Below are 17,619 nucleotides of genomic sequence, written 5' to 3'. Positions count from 1 at the left end.
ATGTCGAAATGCAACGATCCGGGGGGGGGAGACATGATGCGGGCCTGTATGCGCTTAGTGTTTGGAAGCAAGCCCATTCGCCATCTGGTCGGTCTGCTTGCCTTGCTGCCGCTTCTGGCCGCATGTGATGATGGGGAGAGGGGCCAGTTCTCCGGTTATGTTGAAGGAGATTTGCTCTTCATAGGCCCCATCGAGCCCGGCCGGGTGGTGGAGCCGGTCGTCGAAGAAGGGCAGACGGTGAAGGCCGGCGCGCGTCTGGCCCGGTTGGAGGCCGAAGCGCAGCAAGCGGCCATGCAGGGTGCGCAAGCGCGGGTGAAGCAGGCGCAGGCCCAGCTTGAAAATGCACAGGCGCCCTTGCAGCGTCCGCAAGAAATCGCCGTTCTTGAAGCTTCGGAGCGCCGTGCGATTGCCGCGCTGGGGTTATCCCGCATTGAGCTGGAGCGCCAGAAGGATCTGGTGCCCAGAGGGGCAGCCTCTCAGGCTATGCTGGACGCCGCCTTGCACCAGTATGAACAAAAACAGGCGGCGCTGGATGAAGTGCGCCAGCGCATCGCCGCCGCGCGTATCGCCTCGCGCGAGAAACAGATCGAGGCGGCGCGGGAAGCTGCGGCCGCTGCGGCTGCGGATCTGGATGTCGCGCGGGTGCGGCTGGGCTGGCGCACACTGACCGCGCCACAGGGTGGCACGATTCAGACCGTCTATTATCGTGAGGGTGAACTGGTGCCGGAAGGTCGCCCTGTTCTCTCGCTGTTGCCGCCGGGGCGTATTCGCGTGCGTTTCTTCGTGCCGGAAGAAACCTTGCCGCGCATTCAGCCCGGCATGGTGGTGAATGTGAGTTGCAATGGCTGCCCGCCGCTGACAGCAAAGGTGAGCTATATCGCGCAGACTGCGGAATATACTCCACCTGTCATCTACAGCCGGGAGGAGCGCGCCAAGCTGGTTTATCTGGTGGAGGCGCGGCCTGATGTGCCGGCCAATGCCCGGCCGGGCCAGCCCGTTACGGTCTCCCTTGCCGGAGGGGATGAGATATGAGGGGGGTGGCCCCACCCGCCCGTATCGCCCCGGATGTGGTGATTGATGTTGAGGGGCTTTCCAAAAGTTTCGGTGGTCACAAGGTGGTGGATGGTCTGTCCATGCGGGTGGAGCGGGGACAGATCTACGGCTTTCTCGGGCCCAACGGATCGGGCAAAACCACCACGATCCGCATGTTGTGCGGCCTGCTGACCCCGGATGCCGGCCATGGCACTTGCCTGGGCATGGATATTCGCACCGAGGCGCGGCGCATTCGCGCGCATGTGGGCTACATGACGCAGCGTTTCTCTCTTTATGAGGATCTGACTGTCGAGGAAAACCTGCACTTCGTCGCCCGGCTCTACGGGGTGCCGCAGCCGGAGAGGGTTGCGCAGGAGACGCTGGAAAAGCTGGGGCTGGGTGGGCGCGGCGGGCAACTGGCGGGTTCGCTCTCAGGCGGGTGGAAACAGCGCCTCGCCTTGTGTGCCTGCATTCTGCCAGGGCCGGATCTGCTTCTTCTTGATGAGCCTACCGCTGGGGTGGACCCGAAAGCGCGGCGTGAATTCTGGACGCAGATTCATGATCTGGCGGCTTCTGGGCTCACGGTTCTGGTCTCCACCCATTACATGGATGAAGCCGAGCGCTGCCATGAGATCGCCTATATCGCCTATGGCAAACTGCTGACACGCGGCACGGTGCAGGAGGTGATATCACGCTCCGGCCTTGTGACATGGACAGTGACGGCGCAGGGCATGGAAAGCCGCGTGGCGGGGCTGGCCCTTGCCCGTCTTACGCGCGAGCTGGAGCTTTGCGAAGGGGTGAATATGGTGGCGCCCTTCGGTACGGCTCTTCATGTTTGCGGGCATGATGAGGCGGCCCTTGAGGCAGCCATCGCCCCATATCGCCATGCACCGGGCCTGCTGTGGAAACGGGCGGCTTCATCGCTGGAGGATGTGTTCATCGACCTGATGAACCGGAGCCGGGACAATATGCAATGAGCCTGTCTCTGGTCTCTTCCTTCATGAACAGCCTGCGGCGCATCCGCGCCATGGTGATGAAGGAGTTCATCCAGTTGCGGCGGGACCGGGTGACTTTCGCCACCATGATCCTCACGCCGGTGTTGCAACTGGTGCTGTTCGGTTACGCCATCAACACCACGCCACGTCATTTGCCGACGGCTGTGCATGTGCATGAGAATACGGATGTCAGCCGGGCCATTCTGGCCGCCTTGCATAACACCGCTTTCTTTTCCTTCGTCCGGCAGGTGGACAGTTCCGCTGAGGCCGAGCATCTCATTCGGAGCGGCGAGGTGGTGTTCTTTGTGGAAATTCCGGCTGGTTTTGAACGCGCCTTGAGGCGGGGAGAAAAGCCGGCCTTGCTGGTGGCGGCAGATGCGACAGACCCTATCGGTTCAGCCCATGCCCTGGCTGCGCTGGCGGGCGTGACGCAAAGCGCACTGATGCGGGAGCGCTTCGTGAGCACCCGCGGGGAGGGCAGCGCCGATGCGCCGTTCGAGATTATCCAGCACCGGCGCTATAATCCGGCGGGCAATACGCAGATCAACATTGTGCCGGGCCTTCTGGGCACCATTCTCACAGTGACCATGCTTGTATTCACTGCGCTTTCCGTCACGCGGGAGCTTGAGCGCGGCACCATGGAGAGCCTCTTGTCCATGCCCATCCACCCGGTGGAAATCATGTTGGGCAAGGTTCTGCCCTATATCATGGTGGGGGTGTTGCAGGCCCTGCTTATTCTGGGGTGCGGCATGGCGCTGTTCTCGGTGCCGCTGGAGGGGAGCCCGCTGTTCCTGGCTGCCGTGACGTTGCTGTTCATTATTGTCAATCTGTGCATCGGTTACACCTTCTCCACCCTGGCGCGGAACCAGCTTCAGGCGGTGCAGATGTCCTTCACCTTCTTTTTGCCGAGCATCCTGCTCTCCGGCTTCATGTTTCCCTTTGCGGGCATGCCGGATTGGGCGCAAACCCTTGGGGAAGGGCTTCCATTGACCCATTATCTGCGTCTTGTGCGCGGGGTCATGTTGAAGGGAGCGGGTTTTGCCGATTTGCAGATGGATGTTCTCGCGCTGGTGGTGCTGATGCTGATGGCCATGGGCCTTGCAATGGCGCGCTATCGCCAGACACTGGATTGATCCATCCCTGCCTGTGATGAGCCTCAGCCCGGTTGCAGGGTGATGCGCGCGCCGGGTTGAAGGCGCGCCAGCAGGCGCAGCATATCCGCCCGGCGCAGGGCCACACAGCCTTCTGTTGCCGCAAAGCCCGGCCGGGCCAGATGGATGAAGACAGCCGAACCACGCCCCTGCATCGCCGGTCGGCTGTTGTGATCCAGCACCAGCACGAAATCATAAAGGGCATCCTCGCGCCACATCTTCTCATGGGATGCGGGGAAGGGCAGGCGAACGGGCCGGTTATAGAGCCGGTGGCCGGGCGCATCGCACCAGCCATCCTGCGGGTGCAGGGGAAAGCAGGGCAGGCGGGTGCGCGGGCGGGTGGCTCTGTCCGGCCGGTAAAGCAGCCTTTCAATGCGCCATGTGCCGGCCGGGCTGCGGCCATCGCCCTCGCGCTTATCCGGCCATATGCCGGCGCGGCCAATGGCGACCGGCAGGGTAAGAGCCCCGGCCCGCAGCAGACCCTGATGCGCCCGACCGGCCCGACGATGGACCATGAGATGTGAAAGACCCACAGCTTCTTCCCCGCAGCGGCGTATTATAATACCAAATTACGTGCCGTCACCTTCAGGATAATTTTTATGTCGTCTTATGCCATGCTGTAGTTGAACGATTCGCGTGTCCGCTCAGGGGGCAGGAGGGGTATTATGGCTAATGCGTGGAAGATTCTGGTGGTCGAGGATGACCCGGAACTACGCGATGCCCTGATCGAGCAGTTGGCGCTTCAGGAAGAGTTCGAGCCCATTCCGGCGGGAACCGGAGAAGCCGCGATTGCTGCGGCGCAAAATGGCGCTGCGGATCTCGTCATCATGGATATCGGCCTGCCGGATATGGACGGGCGGGATGCTGTGCGCCAGATCCGCGCCAATGGCTTCAAGGCACCCATCGTCATCCTGACGGCCCATGACAGTGACGCTGACACTATCATGGGGTTGGATGCGGGGGCGAATGACTATGTTGTGAAGCCCTTCCGCTTCTCGGTGTTGCTGGCGCGCCTGCGCGCGCAGATGCGCTCTCATGAAGCCAGTGAGGATGCGGTTTTCGCCATTGGCCCCTATTCCTTCCGCCCTGGCGCGAAGGTGCTGATGACCGAGCATGGCGCGAAAATCCGCCTGACGGAGAAGGAAACCGCCATTCTGCGCTTCCTTTACCGGGCCGGGCAAACGCCGGTGCCGCGTGAAACGCTGCTGCAAGAGGTGTGGGGCTACAATTCGGGTGTGACGACACACACGCTGGAAACGCACATCTACCGCCTGCGCCAGAAAATCGAGCCGGACCCGGCCAATCCCAGCCTCCTGGAAACGCAGGCGGGTGGCTACAGGCTGGTGCCGTGAGGCGCGCGGGTGGCGCATGAAGACAAATGAGATGAAACAGGAAGGCTGCTGAGCGTGGACGAGACCTTTGCGCTGTTGCGCGCTATTTCCACCTTCTCGGTGCTGGATGGGCTGGCTCTGGGGCAGTTGGCCTGCGGCGTGGAAGAGCTGCATGTTCCGGCCGGTACGGTGCTGTTTCAGGCGGGTGAGGCGGCCGATGGCGGCTATGTGGTGGCCTCTGGCGCCATTCTGCTACAGGATGGTGCGGGGCCGTCTGGCCCGTTTCTGCGCACTGTGGAGCCCGGCGCTCTGATTGGCGAAACGGCTCTGCTTCTGGAAACGAAGCGTCCTGCCACGGCGGTGGCGGCTGAAGAGACCCGCCTGTTTCATGTGCCGCGCGCCCTGTTCATCAAGGTGCTGGAAAGCGCGCCCCAGTCTGCGCAGAAGCTGCGGCGGGCCATGACCAGCCGGCTGGAAGAGACCATGGGTGCACTCGGTGACGTGCGTGCGGAACTGGAGCGTTCGCGCCCCATGCCCCGGTCATCGGCCCGTCGCCCCCTGCCGCGCCGGGGGTAAGCCGGAGCGGGGGTAAGCTGGAGCGGGGCTTGGGCCTTGCCATCCCATGAATGCTTCGCGGCGTGATCCTGTCAGCCGAAGGTCACGGCCACGGGCACATGGTCGGAGGGCTTTTCCCAGCCACGGGCATCTTTCAGCACCGTCATGGCGCGCGCCTGGGTGGCCAGCGCCGGGTTGGCCCACACATGGTCCAGCCGACGGCCGCGATCACTGGCGCGGAAATCGCGGGAGCGGTAACTCCACCAGGTGAAGAGCTTGTCCTGAGGGGGCACGAAACGGCGCATGGTATCCACCCAGCCGCCAGCATTTTGTGCGCCATTGAGCTTTTCCACCTCAATGGGCGTGTGGCTCACCACTTTCAGAAGCTGCTTGTGGCTCCACACATCAGCCTCCAGCGGGGCGATGTTCAGGTCTCCCACCAGAACTGCATAATGATCCTGTGCGGAAGCATCGGCCAACAGCGCGGGGCTTTGGGTCATGCGGTCGAGAAAGGCCAGCTTGTGGGCGAATTTGGGGTTGATCTCCACATCCGGCTCATCGCCTCCCGCGGGCACATAGAAATTGTGCACGGTCAGTGGCTTGTCCAGCCCGGCCTCGGTACCGAGCGTCACCGAGAGATGGCGCGCTTCGCCCTTTTCGCAGAAATCGCCCTTTTCCACCTGAGTGAACGGGTGGCGCGACAGGGTTGCCACCCCATGCCAGCCCTTCTGGCCATTCAGGGCGATATGGTCAAAGCCCATGCCTCGCAGCGCCTTGAGAGGAAACTTGTCATCCTGACACTTGGTTTCCTGCAAGCATAGAATATCCGGCTTCAGGGCGTCCACTGCAGCCTGAACGAGGTCTAGGCGGATGCGGACGGAATTGATGTTCCAGGTGCAGACGGTGAGAGACAAGGCAGGGCCGCGCTGTTGGGAAAAGGGAGCCTTTCGCTTACCCTGTGAGGCGGATGGGGGCAAGGGTGGAAGGCAAGGGTGGAAGGCAGAGGGCAGGCAAGAGGCCGCGCCGCTGGCCCTTATGCCTGTGAGGCCAATTGCTGGCTCACCCAATCCATGAAGATACGCACGCGCGGGGCAAGCTGCCGGCCCCGTGGATGCAGCAGAAAGACCGGGGTGGGAGAGGGCGGAAACTCGGCCAGAACCGGCTTCAGGCGGCCCTGTTCCAGTGCCTCAAGGGCATGATAGCGCGGAACCTGAACCAGCCCGAGGCCTTGTTCGGCCGCCGCCATATAGCTTTCTGCGGCCGTGACGGTCAGCCGGGTGGGCAGGCTGATGGTGCGGGTCTCACCGCGAACCATGAACTCCAGAGGCAGAACGCCCCCCGTCGCAGTGGAATGAAATCCAACCATTTCATGCCCATTGGTCAGATCATCGGGGTGCCGGGGTGTGCCATGGCAGGCCAGATAGAGGGGAGAGGCGAGGGTCGTCTCCTCCAGCATCGCCACACGGCGGGCGATCATGTCGCTGTCCGGCAGTGCGCCCACGCGCAGCACGCAATCCATGCCTTCCCGCACCGGGTCCACCCAGCGGTCTCCCTCGCTGAGGCGCAGGTCCATATTTGGATAGCGGGCCAGAAAGGCCGGGAGCCGGGGCAGAATGAAGAACCGGGCCAGAGAGCCCTGCATTTCCACGCGCACCATGCCCTTGGGTTGCGAGCCGGAGAAGGCATTCTCCGCCTCTTCCACATCGGCAAGAATGGCCAGGCAGCGCTGATAGTGCAGGTCGCCATCGGGGGTGGGGCGGACATGACGTGTCGTGCGTTGCAGCAGCTGCACCCCAAGGCGCGCCTCCAGCCGGCGCACGGCATCGGAGACCGTAGAGCGCGGCAGGCCGAGATTTTCCGCAGCACGGGTGAAACTGCGCAATTCCACCACATGGGTGAAGATGCGCATGGTCTCCAGTCGATCCATCATTCTGTTCGGATAGTTCGGATAATGATGGCGGAATTTGCCTCATTATCCGCATGTGGGGAAGGCCCATCTTCAGCTCTGCTTCAGACCGGGACAGGAGAAAGAGCATGGAGCGGAAGATGGATGCGCAGGTGGCCATCGTTACGGGTGGTGCGCGGGGCATAGGTGCCGCGATCGCCCGCAGGCTGGCGGCGGATGGCTTTCATCTCGTTATCAATTATGTCGGCTCCCGCCAAAAGGCCGAGACGCTGGCGGCGGAGCTGGGCGCCACCGGCCGCAAGGCCATGGCGGTGCGCGGGGATGTCAGCCGGGCCGAGCATGTGGCGGGGCTGTTCGATGCCGCAGAACAGGCATTCGGAGGGGTGGATGTGCTGGTGAACAATGCCGGCATTCTGCAACAGGCCCCGTTGCGGGATGCGAGCGATGACATGTTCGATGAGCATATCGCCACCAATCTGAAGGGGGTGTTCAACGGCATGCGCGAAGGCGCGCGGCGGGTGCGCGCGGGTGGGCGCATCATCAGCATGTCCAGCAGCCTTGTGGGGCTGTATCTGCCCAGTTACGGGGTCTATGCCGCTACCAAGGCGGGCGTGGAGGCCATGACACAGGTGCTGGCTCGGGAATTGCGTGGCCGGTCCATCAGCGTCAACGCCGTTGCACCCGGCCCTACCGCGACCGAACTGTTTCTGGATGGCAAGCCGGAGGAGGTTGTGGCTGGCCTGGCGCGCCAATCTCCACTGGAGCGGCTGGGAGAGCCGGAGGATATCGCAGCGGCGGTCGCCTTTCTGGCGGGGCCGGATGGCGCATGGGTCAATGGCCAGGTGCTGCGCGTGAATGGTGGCGTGATCTGAAAACGGGATGCGGGGCCTCCATGGCCCCGCATCAACCATATGCGGCCTGCCGGATCAGCGCAGGAAACGCTGGAAATTGATGACGAACAGGCGTGGGTCCGGATTGGTGTTGGGTTTGAACGCGGTGAGGATCACCTGAGTGTTGTAGCCCTGAGGATCGGTGACGATCCATTGTTTCAGCGCGCCCGATTTCGGGTCGAACATCAGCAGGAGACGATAAGTGCCCATCATCGGCACCTTCTGCTCCATCACGATGGTGACGTAGCGCTCATCCTGCACGATATCCACCACATGGGGATCGCGCAGCAGGTCCACATGCTTGGCCAGCAGGAAGCGCAGTGGGGTTTGGCTCAGGGGTGTGATGTCCTGCGTATTGAGGTTGCGATCACGTACCGCGACCGACTGGCCGTTGGAGATCAACTCCATCGGGCTCGGCGCATCATACTGAAAACGCACGCGGCCGGGCTTCTGCATGTAGAAATCACCGGTGCGGCGGGTGCCGTCCGGGTCCACCTGCGTGAAGGTGCCGGTCATGGACTGGACGGAGTTGTAATAATCATTGATGCGCTGGACCGTGGTGAGGGTGGCGCGGCCATCCTCTGTTGGTCCGCTGTCCTGCACGGGGGCGGAGGGGGCGGTGGCAGTCTGCGCGGGTGCGGGCGCGCCACTGCGGGCCAGCGGGTTCGGCGAGGGCAGGGGGGCGGCATATCCGGGGGCCTGCGCCTGTTCCGGCGCGGTGCCACCGCCCATGCCCAGAAAACCGGGAGAGAAGGCGTCGCCCTGCTGTGGCGGCGCATGACCGGGTATGGGCTGGACGGGGGCGGGCTGCCCCGCCGGCCCGCCCGGTTCCGGGTTGGCTTGCCAGTCCGGCTGGGCAGGTTGCTGGCTTTGCGGCTTGAAGATCTTGTCGAGCGTATTGGTGAGAAAATCCTGGGCCTGCACCTTGGGGCTGGCAGACAGCAGCAGGCTGCCTGCCAGAGTCAGGGCGAGAAACAGCCTGCCGTTCAGGGCGCGCCAGTCGCGCGGGCGGTGCGGCATCATCTTGGGCTCTCGGGCTCGGAGGCAGGACACGGTGGTGGGGCACTCGCTGGTGAGGGTCGCGGTGTTTCCTAAGGCAAGCCTATGGCGATCCTGTGATTGTGGTGCACCATATGGGGCAGGTGCACAGGAATGAAAAGGGGCGGATGCCACCCCTCTCATCTATTCAGCGGCTTCATCGGAGAGCAGGATTTCCCGCTTGCCGGCATGGTTTGGTGGGCTGATGACGCCTTCATCCTCCATGCGCTCCACCAGTGAGGCGGCACGATTATAGCCGATTTGCAGCCGGCGCTGGATATAGGATGTGGAACATTTGCGATCCCGCATCACAATGGCCAGAGCCTGATCGTAAAGATCCGAGCTGTCGGAGCCGAAGCTGCCCTTGTCGAAGGGGGCGCTGTCATCCTCGTTCTCATCCATGGCGGTGATGTCATCCAGATAGGCCGGGACACCCTGCATCTTCAGATGCGCCACCACATCCTCCACCTCTTCATCCGAGACAAAGGGGCCATGCACGCGGGTGGTGCGCCCGCCGCCGGCCATATAAAGCATGTCGCCCTGGCCCAGAAGCTGTTCTGCACCCTGTTCACCCAGAATGGTGCGGCTGTCGATCTTGCTGGAAACCTGGAACGAGATGCGGGTGGGGAAATTGGCCTTGATGGTGCCCGTCACCACATCCACCGAGGGGCGCTGGGTCGCCATGATGAGATGGATGCCGGCCGCACGCGCCATCTGCGCCAGACGCTGGATGGCAGCCTCGATTTCCTTTCCGGCCACCATCATCAGGTCGGCCATTTCATCCACCACGATGACAATATAGGGCAGGGCGGTGAGGTTCATTTCCTCCCGCTCGTAAATGGCTTCCCCGGTTTCATGGTCAAAGCCGGTCTGCACCGTGCGTGACATGGTTTCGCCGCGCTCGGCGGCATCGCGTACTCGGGCATTGAAGCCGTCAATGTTGCGCACGCCGAGCTTGGACATCTTCTTGTAGCGGTCTTCCATCTCCCGCACCGCCCATTTCAGCGCCACCACGGCCTTTTTCGGGTCGGTGACAACGGGGGTGAGAAGGTGCGGAATGCCGTTATAGACGGAGAGTTCCAGCATCTTCGGGTCCACCATGATGAAGCGGCATTCTTCCGGCTTCATGCGGTAGAGCAGGGAGAGGATCATGGTGTTGATGGCCACCGATTTGCCGGAGCCGGTAGTGCCGGCCACCAGCAGATGCGGCATGCGGGCCAGATCGACGATCTTGGGCTCGCCATCAATGGTCTTGCCCAGAGTGATGGCGAGCTTCTGCCCGGAATCTGTGAAATCCCGCGTGGCCAGAAGGTCGCGCAGCAACACCTTGTCGCGCTTCGGGTTGGGTAGTTCAATGCCGATGACATTGCGCCCCGGCACCACCGCCACGCGGGCGGAAATCGCGCTCATGGAGCGGGCGATATCATCCGCCAGGCCGATGACACGGCTGGATTTGATGCCCGGCGCGGGCTCCAGCTCATAAAGGGTCACGACAGGGCCGGGATGCACTTCACCAATCTCGCCACGCACGCCGAAATCCTCCAGCGTGCTGTGCAGCAGTTCGGCGGATTCCCGGAGGGCTTCGGGGCTCAGGGCCGGGGCACTCTTGGCCGGTGGAGGGGTCAGCAGATCCAGGCTGGGGAAGCGGTAGCGGCCAGACATGCGTGCGCCTGTGCGGCCGGCCTTGCGGCGGCGCAGGGGGCCATCCTCCCGGTCTTCATCTGCCGGGGTGTCGCCGGTCAGAGCCTCATCATCACTGAAGGCGAGAGCGGCCGCCTCCACAGGGCTGGGGCGCGCCCCGCCAAGATTGGGCTCGACACGGCCGGATGATGCACGCTCCGTTCTGTCCTGGCGGGCGCTGGCTGCGCCCTTGTTCTGCCCCTTGCGCCGGCGGCCATGCAGCAGGCCCGCGCCTGTCAGCCGGGCTTTGAGCATCAGGAGCGTATGGGTGAGCGCCCCCAGGGAGACAGCGGTATTGTCATCCTCTTCATCCTCATCGGCGTCGTCTTCATCCCATTCGGTGCTGGAAGCGCTGAGGGGTTTGCGACGACCGCCGGCCATGGCCAGAAACAGGCCCGTCGCACCAATGACGCCGCCGACAATGCCGGTGACCAGACGTTCGATGAAGTTGGGTGTGTCTGCGGAGAATATGGCGGCCAGCCGCAGGAACATATCGCCAATCGCCCCGCCAAGGCCGGTGGGGGTGGGCCAGGTGCCCAGATGCGGTAATGCGCCCAGAAAGGCGCAGGCCCCCAGCAGGCCGGCCCCCCATGCGGTCAGGCGCAGCCTTTCATGGGCGAAGGGCCGGTGAGTCACCAGTCGCCAGCCCCAATAGAGCAGTGGCAGCACCAAAGCGAGCGAGGCCAGCCCGAAAAGCTGCATCAGCAGATCCGCCAGAATGGCGCCGGGCCGGCCCAGAAGATTATGGACCTGCGAATCCGTGGCATTGGAAAAACTGGGATCGGAGGCCGACCATGTCGCCAGCGCGGCCAGCATCAGCAGGCCGGCTGCTATCATGGCGAGACCGGCAATCTGCCGGCTGCGCCGCCGCACCGCCTGGCGCACCCCTTCGGGGATGAAGTCAAAACGCGAGCGCTGCGGTTGCAGGTGCGAATGCATCACGGCGTCCACGGGCATGCGGCGTGCCATGGGCGGCTCTCCTTCAGTCCAGTGCCGCGACGAGGCGGTTCAGCACCTCTTCGCTGGTGGGAAGATCATGCACCAGAGCCACGCGCAGCCAGTTCTGGCAGGGGTTGGCGCCGGTCAGGTCCTGCCGGGCGAGATAGCCCCCCGGCACGGTCCGCAGGCCCTGCTCGCGCCACAGCTTCAGTGCTGCGGCCTCGCCGCCTGTGCATTCGGCTGTGGCCAGATGCGACACATCCAGCCACAGGAAGAAACCGCCGCCAGGGCGCTCATAACCGAAGCGCCCTTCAAGGATGCGGTCGGCCAGATCGAACTTTGCGCGATACAGGGCGCGCGAATGCTCCACATGGGCCTCATCATCCAGTGCGGCTGCGGCCACGGCTTGCAGGGGCTCCGGCACCTGCGGGGCGGCTACCCAGCGGAAGGCGAGAAAAGCCTTCAGAAATTCTGGATCACCCGCGCAGAATCCGGCGCGCAGCCCCGGCAGGGAGGAGCGCTTGGAGAGGGAGTTGAAGGCGATGGCGCGGGCATAATCCGGCCCCGCCACTTCGAGAATGCCGGTAGGGGCCTCTTCACCCAGATAGATTTCCGAATAGCATTCATCGGAAAACAGATAGGCATCGTGCTGGCGGACCAGCTCCAGCAGTCGGCTGAGATAGGCGCGAGAGGCCACGGCTCCCTGGGGATTGGCCGGTGAGGCGAGATAGATCGCCACCGTACGCTCCAGCAATTCGGGTGTCAGGGCGTCAAGGTCCGGCAGCCAGCCGCTGCCACGGGTGGTGGGCAGCACCATGGCTTCGCAGCCGGCAGCTTCGGCACCCGCAGCATAGGCGGCATAGAAGGGATTGGGCAGCAGCATGACCGGCCGCGCCTTGTGCGATAGCAGGCGGCGGGCGACCAGCGCGGCCGAGAACAGACCTTCGCGCGAGCCATTGAGCGCCAGCACCTCGCTTTCGGGATCGACCGGGCGGGGCAGGTTGAAACGGCGTTGCAGCCAGCGTGCGACCGCGCCCCGAAAAGTGGGGGTGCCTTCCGCACGAGGGTAGCGACTGAAGCTGGCGATATTCTCCGCCAGAACTGCGCCTGCGAAACCCGGCATGGCATGTTGCGGCTCGCCCACGGCGGCGCTGAGCGGCGCGCGGCCGGGCTCATTCCCCGCCAGCAGGGCGGAGAGGCGGACGAAGGGGGAACGGCGCTCATCATCACGCGCCGGTGCAGTAGGGGATGCGGACAAGAGACACAGCCTTGACTGAACGATTGGCGTGAATTGTGCCGTGACGTCGGTTAAGGTGTGGCTAACTCAACTTGCAAAAGTGGTGAGCGGGGTCGCTTTTCTGTCGTGCGTTTCGGTGCGGTTCCGTGCGCTTGGCTTTCAGCTCTTTTCCAGCAGCTCGCGGGCGTGGCGGGCATCTTCGCGGATCTGGGCAACGAGGGCATCCACTCCGTCAAACTTCAGTTCCGGTCGCAGCCAGGCGATGAAATCCACATGCAGGGTCTGGCCGTACAGATCGCCGGAGAAATCGAAGATATTCACCTCGAGCAGGGCAGCGCCATTATCGAAGGTGGGGCGACGGCCATAATTGGCCACGCCATTAAACTGCCCCTGCGCGGTGGTGACGTGCACCGCATAAATGCCGAAGGCCAGCTCCAGCCCGTTTTCCAGAGAAAGATTGGCGGTGGGAAAGCCGATGGTGCGCCCGCGTTTTTCGCCATGGCGCACCTCGGCGCTTACGCTGAAGGGGCGGCCCAGCATATGGGTGGCATGGCCGACCTGCCCGGAGGCCAGCGCCCGGCGAATAGCGCTGGAGGAGATGGGATCACCCTCATCCCGCAATGCTTCCACCACTTTCACTTCGAAGCCATAGCGTTGGCCAGCCTCTTGCAAAAAGGCGGGTGAACCGGCGCGGGCCTTGCCGAAGTGAAAATCAAACCCCACAGCAATGCCGCGGATCTGATAGCGCGCCACCAGAATATCGCGCACGAAATCCTCGGCTTCCATGGTGGCCAGCGCCTTGTCAAAGGGCAGTACGATGGCCCCGGCAAGGCCCGCCTCGCGGATGCGATGCAGCTTTTCGGCCTCCGGCGTGAGGCGGAAAGGGGCGGTTTCGGGGCTGAAAAAACTGCGGGGGTGCGGTTCGAACGTCAGGGCCAGAGCCTTGGCACCAACCGCATTGGCCATGGATTTCGCGGCCTCGAATACCGCCTGGTGCCCCCGATGGACCCCGTCGAAATTGCCAATGGCCAGCACCGGATGGGCCAGCTCTGCCGGCAGGGGAGCAGGCCCGTACAGTTCCTGAAAGGCGGGGGCGGGTGAAGGCATCATCGCGGTATGATCCGGCAGTGATCTGCTTGAGCGCGATCCGCCCCGGACACTCAGCCCCGGAGGATCGCCCTCTCAACGAGGGTTGAAGAGAGCGTGTTCTGCGCCCGGTTTGCACGGCGGCGGGGCCATGCAGGCTGGTACAGCTACGCTCCGAAGGCCAGGAATGGCCGGATGAATGTGGAATGGGTGGTGGCTTCCACACAATGCGCAGCGCGACCGCCCATTTCACATGTCAGACGCTCTATGCGCGCCCTTTCCCGTATGCGTCAAGCCGGAGAGGGGGCGCATTGGAAGCAGGCCCATTACCAGGAGAGGCGCGTCATCACACCGCGAGGCTGGGGCTGGCCCTGGAAAAGATGGGACAGGGCCTGAAGATCCGGCGCAGCGCCATCTTCCGCATTCAGTTCTGCCGCATGGATGCCGCCGGCAATAAACAGGCTGTCGAGCCCGGCTCGGGATGCGCCGGTAATATCAGTACGCAGGGCATCGCCAATGCCCAGAACGCGAGTGCGCTCCACCGGGCGACCGCGCAATTCTTCGGCCTTCTTCATGGCGATTTCATAGATGGGCGCATGGGGTTTGCCGCAATAGACTGCTTGCCCGCCCAAGGCATCATAAGCCTCGGCGATGGCGCCGGCGCAATAGATGAGCTGCGCTCCCCGCTCCACCACAATATCCGGGTTGGCGCAGATGAAGGGCATGTTGCGCAGCCTCATCTGTTGCAGCATGGGCTGATAATCATCCGCCGTTTCGCAGGTGTCATCGAACAGGCCGGTGCAGACCACGGTTTGTGCGGCTTCAAGCGGGGCGAGAGTGAGATCCAGCCCCTCATACAGGCCCAGATCCCGGTCTGGCCCCAGATGGTACACTTGCGCGCCGGGCTGCGCCGCCAGCAGCAAATGGGTGACATCGCCGGATGTCACGATGGTATCATAAGCTGTGCGCGAGGCACCGAGCTGGTCCAGTATGGTAGCGACATGGCGGCTGGGCCGCGGGGCATTGGAGACCAGAATGACATGGCCACCAGCCGCGCGCACTTTTTCCAGTGCATCACAGGCGGCGGCGAAGGCCGCAAGGCCATTGTGCACCACACCCCACACATCGCAGAGGATCACATCATAATCTTCCGCGAAGGCCGACAGACCGGAAATGACGGGAGGAGCCTCGGGGCGGGCGGGTGCGCCGCTGCCATCAGCCATGTCTTTGCTCTCCTAGAAGGTGCGGTGTTGCACACAGGGGCTTGTCTCTGGGCTTCATGTCTCATGCGCGGCAGGCAAGCTCAAGCCCGAAAACCGGGCGCAGGCTCTGGGGGCGGAGCAGGCGTCTGGCTCGCCTCATGGGCAGAAAGGGTTGTGCACAGGAGAGGGCGATAGCAGCCGGGCGGCGCGCATTTTTCTTGCTGGCAGGGGGGCAGCTTGGCTATGGTGCCCCCAGATGCGGGTGTAGTTCAATGGTAGAACGGCAGCTTCCCAAGCTGCATACGAGGGTTCGATTCCCTTCACCCGCTCCAATTCGCGAACGATGCGAATAGCTTGTGTTCGTGATTGAACGACGCATACCCACATTTCCGTTGCTGTTTGTTCCGACGAACTGGCCCAGCTCCGCCGCGTTCCGTCTCTTTCCAAGACGGTCAGACACATAGTGAACTGTGGTTGAAGCCTGAGAATGGCCAATTGCTGAACGCATGTCGTTCAGTTCTGCACCCGCATCATCAGCTTCAGCTATTCAGCCAGCCCGTGCACCCATATTCCAGAGATTGTGCGGAATGCCAGCTGGCCAGGCTGTGATTCGCCCTGCGCGCCCCACCAAATGCCCTGAAAGCCGGCAGCAGTTCACCACACGTTCTGATGCAAAAAGACCCCGGCGCGGATAGCGCCGGGGTCCATATTGTCTGGTCTTGTGACCCGCGAGGATCAGACGAAGACGAAGTTGCCTTCAGAGAGCGAACCCGAACCGTCAGCCGCGCCGAGCAGGGCGATCTCGTGATCGGCGTCATTGAACAGGTTCTGGCCGTTGCCATCACCTGCGCCGAAGTCCGCGCCTTCGTTCATCAGGAGAACCTGATAGTCGGAACCATTGGCGTCGACCACGAAGGTACCTTCGCCGCCATCCGCATAGGTGCCCTGACGGAGGATCACATTACCCGCTGCACCGATAGTGCCGCTAACCTGCTGCCAATTCGCACCATTATACAGGTAAATGGTGGAATCGTTCGGTGCATCAACGTCGAACACGAGAACATCGTTGCCGTTGCCGAAGTCGGTGATGATGTCGTTAGACACTTCAGCACCCACCGAAGACTTGCCGGTTTCGCTGTTCAGGCCGGTGAAGTCTTCGCCCAGACGGAAGACGAAGGCGTCATCGCCCGTGCCACCCATCATGGTGTCCTGACCGCCAGCAGCCTGACCGCCACCGATGATGATGTCGTTGCCAGCGCCACCATCAATGGTGTCGTTGCCGAACGAAACACCTTCAGGCAGTTCAGCCAGTTCAGCACCGGTGTTGTCACCGAAGATGATATCGTCACCAGCGTCACCGATGAGGGCGTCATTGCCGGCATTACCGATGAGCAGATCGCTGAGCGAGGCACCCGTCAGGCTGTCGTCGGAGTTGGTGCCGACCACATAGTTCGCGTCCTGAGAGCCGAGAACGGTGAAGCCGGAGGAGGCATCTTCCGTGGTCAGCACGGCAAAGCCGTAGTCGCGACCGGTGTCAACACCAAGCTCGCCGGCGACATCGGCACCGAGATAAGCCGCGAAGCCATCCGTCGTCACCGTGCCGGCGTCACCGCCAGCCAGACCGGAAGCGTCGAGGGTCTTCACCACTTCGTCTTCGAAGAAGAAGCCGTTCACGGAACCCGTGCCGCTGACATTGAGGGTGCCAGTGGAAGGAGCTTCCAGATCAAGGCCAACCAGGCTGAGGAACTCATGTACGGTGGAGAGCGAACCCTGACCATCCGGCTGGAAGGCAAATTCGAAGACACCACCCACAACTTCACCGGCAGTGGTGATGTTCATGGCGCCAACAGAGCCAGCCTGCAGCCAGTTATGGCCGGCGGTGGCGGTCTCGGTACCAAGCACGTTAGCATGACTATTCATGACTAGCTGCAGATCATTCCCAGCGCCGAGCAGCCCGATGCGGGTTTCCGCGCCACCAACAACGTCAATGCGGGAGATATCAGCCGCATTGTTGCCGGCGCCATCAGTCTCGTCCGCGTCGATACCGAAGGAGGCGATATTGGCGTAGTCGGCAGCCTGGATGGAAACCGTCTCGAGATCGTTAGCTTCACCACCGCGGCGATTGCCGATCAGGCCGAGCAGGATGTCGCCGTTGGAAGCCGCAGACACGTTCAGGGTCTGAAGGCTGTTGGCGTTGGCAAGGGCATCCACGAATACGTCACCCACGGTGAGGTCACCGGAGTTTTCGGTCGCGATGGTGAGAGTGCGGATGGCGTCGCCATCTTCGATCGCGGTGTCGCGGAAGGAACCGTCACCGTTGACCACGGCATCACCCACAGACTGGTTCACGATGGAAACGGTCTGGGTGGTGTCTTCGTCAACCTGGATGCTGGAGTTCAGGATGGAGGCACCCTGGAACTGCACGGCCAGAGAGGTGGCCTCGAGCACGCGCACGCTGGAGCCGTTACCGACATTGCCGATATTGGCGGAGACGTTGAGCGTCAGGTCAGCGCGCTTCTCACCATCATAGTCAACTTCAAGACCCTGAGCGAGCGGGCCATTGACGTTGACGGTCTT

15 protein-coding genes and 1 tRNA gene are annotated in these 17,619 nt (G+C 62.8%); 7 read left to right on the top strand and 9 right to left on the bottom strand.

Features of this window, described 5'->3' with window-relative positions; translation table 11 throughout:
• The first annotated feature begins 48 nt into the window (after window positions 1-48).
• The 3 genes from ACT6QH_RS04635 to ACT6QH_RS04625 are packed head-to-tail and all read left to right on the top strand — an operon-like array spanning window position 49 to window position 3,160.
• Window positions 49-1,032: an HlyD family secretion protein gene (locus tag ACT6QH_RS04635; protein ID WP_444973645.1), complete on the top strand. Its 984-nt coding sequence runs from the start codon at window positions 49-51 to the stop codon at window positions 1,030-1,032.
• A complete protein-coding gene (locus tag ACT6QH_RS04630) occupies window positions 1,029-2,009 on the top strand; it encodes an ABC transporter ATP-binding protein (RefSeq protein WP_444973644.1) in 981 nt (326 codons plus the stop codon). The genes ACT6QH_RS04635 and ACT6QH_RS04630 overlap by 4 nt, the downstream gene beginning before the upstream one ends.
• The gene (locus ACT6QH_RS04625) at window positions 2,006-3,160 is read left to right on the top strand and encodes an ABC transporter permease (protein ID WP_444973643.1); all 1,155 of its coding nucleotides are present in this window, start codon (window positions 2,006-2,008) and stop codon (window positions 3,158-3,160) included. The genes ACT6QH_RS04630 and ACT6QH_RS04625 overlap by 4 nt, the downstream gene beginning before the upstream one ends.
• A gap of 23 nt (window positions 3,161-3,183) precedes the next feature.
• Here ACT6QH_RS04625 and ACT6QH_RS04620 read toward each other — a convergent pair whose 3' ends face one another.
• Window positions 3,184-3,711: a L,D-transpeptidase family protein gene (locus ACT6QH_RS04620; protein ID WP_444973642.1), complete on the bottom strand. Its 528-nt coding sequence runs from the start codon at window positions 3,709-3,711 to the stop codon at window positions 3,184-3,186.
• Window positions 3,712-3,843: 132 nt separating this feature from the next.
• On the opposite strand from ACT6QH_RS04620, the gene ACT6QH_RS04615 reads away from it, so the two are divergent.
• Both ACT6QH_RS04615 and ACT6QH_RS04610 read left to right on the top strand, forming a co-directional pair.
• A complete protein-coding gene (locus ACT6QH_RS04615) occupies window positions 3,844-4,530 on the top strand; it encodes a response regulator transcription factor (protein ID WP_444973641.1) in 687 nt (228 codons plus the stop codon).
• A gap of 54 nt (window positions 4,531-4,584) precedes the next feature.
• Window positions 4,585-5,085, top strand: coding sequence for a cyclic nucleotide-binding domain-containing protein (locus ACT6QH_RS04610; RefSeq protein WP_444973640.1), 501 nt, complete (start codon window positions 4,585-4,587; stop codon window positions 5,083-5,085).
• A 71-nt stretch (window positions 5,086-5,156) separates the two neighbouring features.
• Here ACT6QH_RS04610 and ACT6QH_RS04605 read toward each other — a convergent pair whose 3' ends face one another.
• Window positions 5,157-5,978: an exodeoxyribonuclease III gene (locus ACT6QH_RS04605; RefSeq protein WP_444973639.1), complete on the bottom strand. Its 822-nt coding sequence runs from the start codon at window positions 5,976-5,978 to the stop codon at window positions 5,157-5,159.
• Window positions 5,979-6,097: 119 nt separating this feature from the next.
• Window positions 6,098-6,991, bottom strand: coding sequence for a LysR family transcriptional regulator (locus ACT6QH_RS04600; RefSeq protein WP_444973790.1), 894 nt, complete (start codon window positions 6,989-6,991; stop codon window positions 6,098-6,100).
• 107 nt (window positions 6,992-7,098) lie between these two features.
• Here ACT6QH_RS04600 and ACT6QH_RS04595 point away from each other — a divergent pair, with 107 nt between their 5' ends.
• On the top strand, window positions 7,099-7,842 hold the full coding sequence (locus ACT6QH_RS04595) for an SDR family oxidoreductase (protein WP_444973638.1): 744 nt from the start codon (window positions 7,099-7,101) through the stop codon (window positions 7,840-7,842).
• Between the two features lie 54 nt (window positions 7,843-7,896).
• On the opposite strand, the gene ACT6QH_RS04590 is transcribed toward ACT6QH_RS04595, so the two are convergent.
• The 5 genes from ACT6QH_RS04590 to ACT6QH_RS04570 all read right to left on the bottom strand — a co-directional run bounded on the left by ACT6QH_RS04590 (window position 7,897) and on the right by ACT6QH_RS04570 (window position 15,063).
• Window positions 7,897-8,883 carry a LolA family protein gene (locus tag ACT6QH_RS04590; RefSeq protein WP_444973637.1) on the bottom strand — a complete coding sequence of 329 codons (987 nt, stop codon included), beginning with the start codon at window positions 8,881-8,883 and terminating at the stop codon, window positions 7,897-7,899.
• 159 nt (window positions 8,884-9,042) lie between these two features.
• Window positions 9,043-11,547, bottom strand: coding sequence for a DNA translocase FtsK (locus tag ACT6QH_RS04585; protein ID WP_444973636.1), 2,505 nt, complete (start codon window positions 11,545-11,547; stop codon window positions 9,043-9,045).
• A 13-nt stretch (window positions 11,548-11,560) separates the two neighbouring features.
• Window positions 11,561-12,775 carry an aminotransferase class I/II-fold pyridoxal phosphate-dependent enzyme gene (locus tag ACT6QH_RS04580; protein ID WP_444973635.1) on the bottom strand — a complete coding sequence of 405 codons (1,215 nt, stop codon included), beginning with the start codon at window positions 12,773-12,775 and terminating at the stop codon, window positions 11,561-11,563.
• A gap of 138 nt (window positions 12,776-12,913) precedes the next feature.
• On the bottom strand, window positions 12,914-13,864 hold the full coding sequence (locus ACT6QH_RS04575) for a bifunctional riboflavin kinase/FAD synthetase (RefSeq protein ID WP_444973634.1): 951 nt from the start codon (window positions 13,862-13,864) through the stop codon (window positions 12,914-12,916).
• Window positions 13,865-14,166: 302 nt separating this feature from the next.
• Complete coding sequence (locus tag ACT6QH_RS04570) at window positions 14,167-15,063, bottom strand: TIGR01459 family HAD-type hydrolase (protein ID WP_444973633.1); 897 nt, start codon at window positions 15,061-15,063, stop codon at window positions 14,167-14,169.
• Window positions 15,064-15,300: 237 nt separating this feature from the next.
• Here ACT6QH_RS04570 and ACT6QH_RS04565 point away from each other — a divergent pair.
• A tRNA-Gly gene (locus ACT6QH_RS04565) sits at window positions 15,301-15,374 on the top strand.
• 403 nt (window positions 15,375-15,777) lie between these two features.
• Here ACT6QH_RS04565 and ACT6QH_RS04560 read toward each other — a convergent pair.
• Window positions 15,778-17,619, bottom strand: a 1,842-nt coding sequence (locus ACT6QH_RS04560) for a beta strand repeat-containing protein (protein ID WP_444973632.1), incomplete at its 5' end; no start/stop codon positions are given.

The organism is Haloleucobacter albus (genome assembly GCF_052492075.1).
Note: the sequence above shows the minus strand (reverse complement) of the source record. Positions and strands in the feature narration are given on the sequence as shown.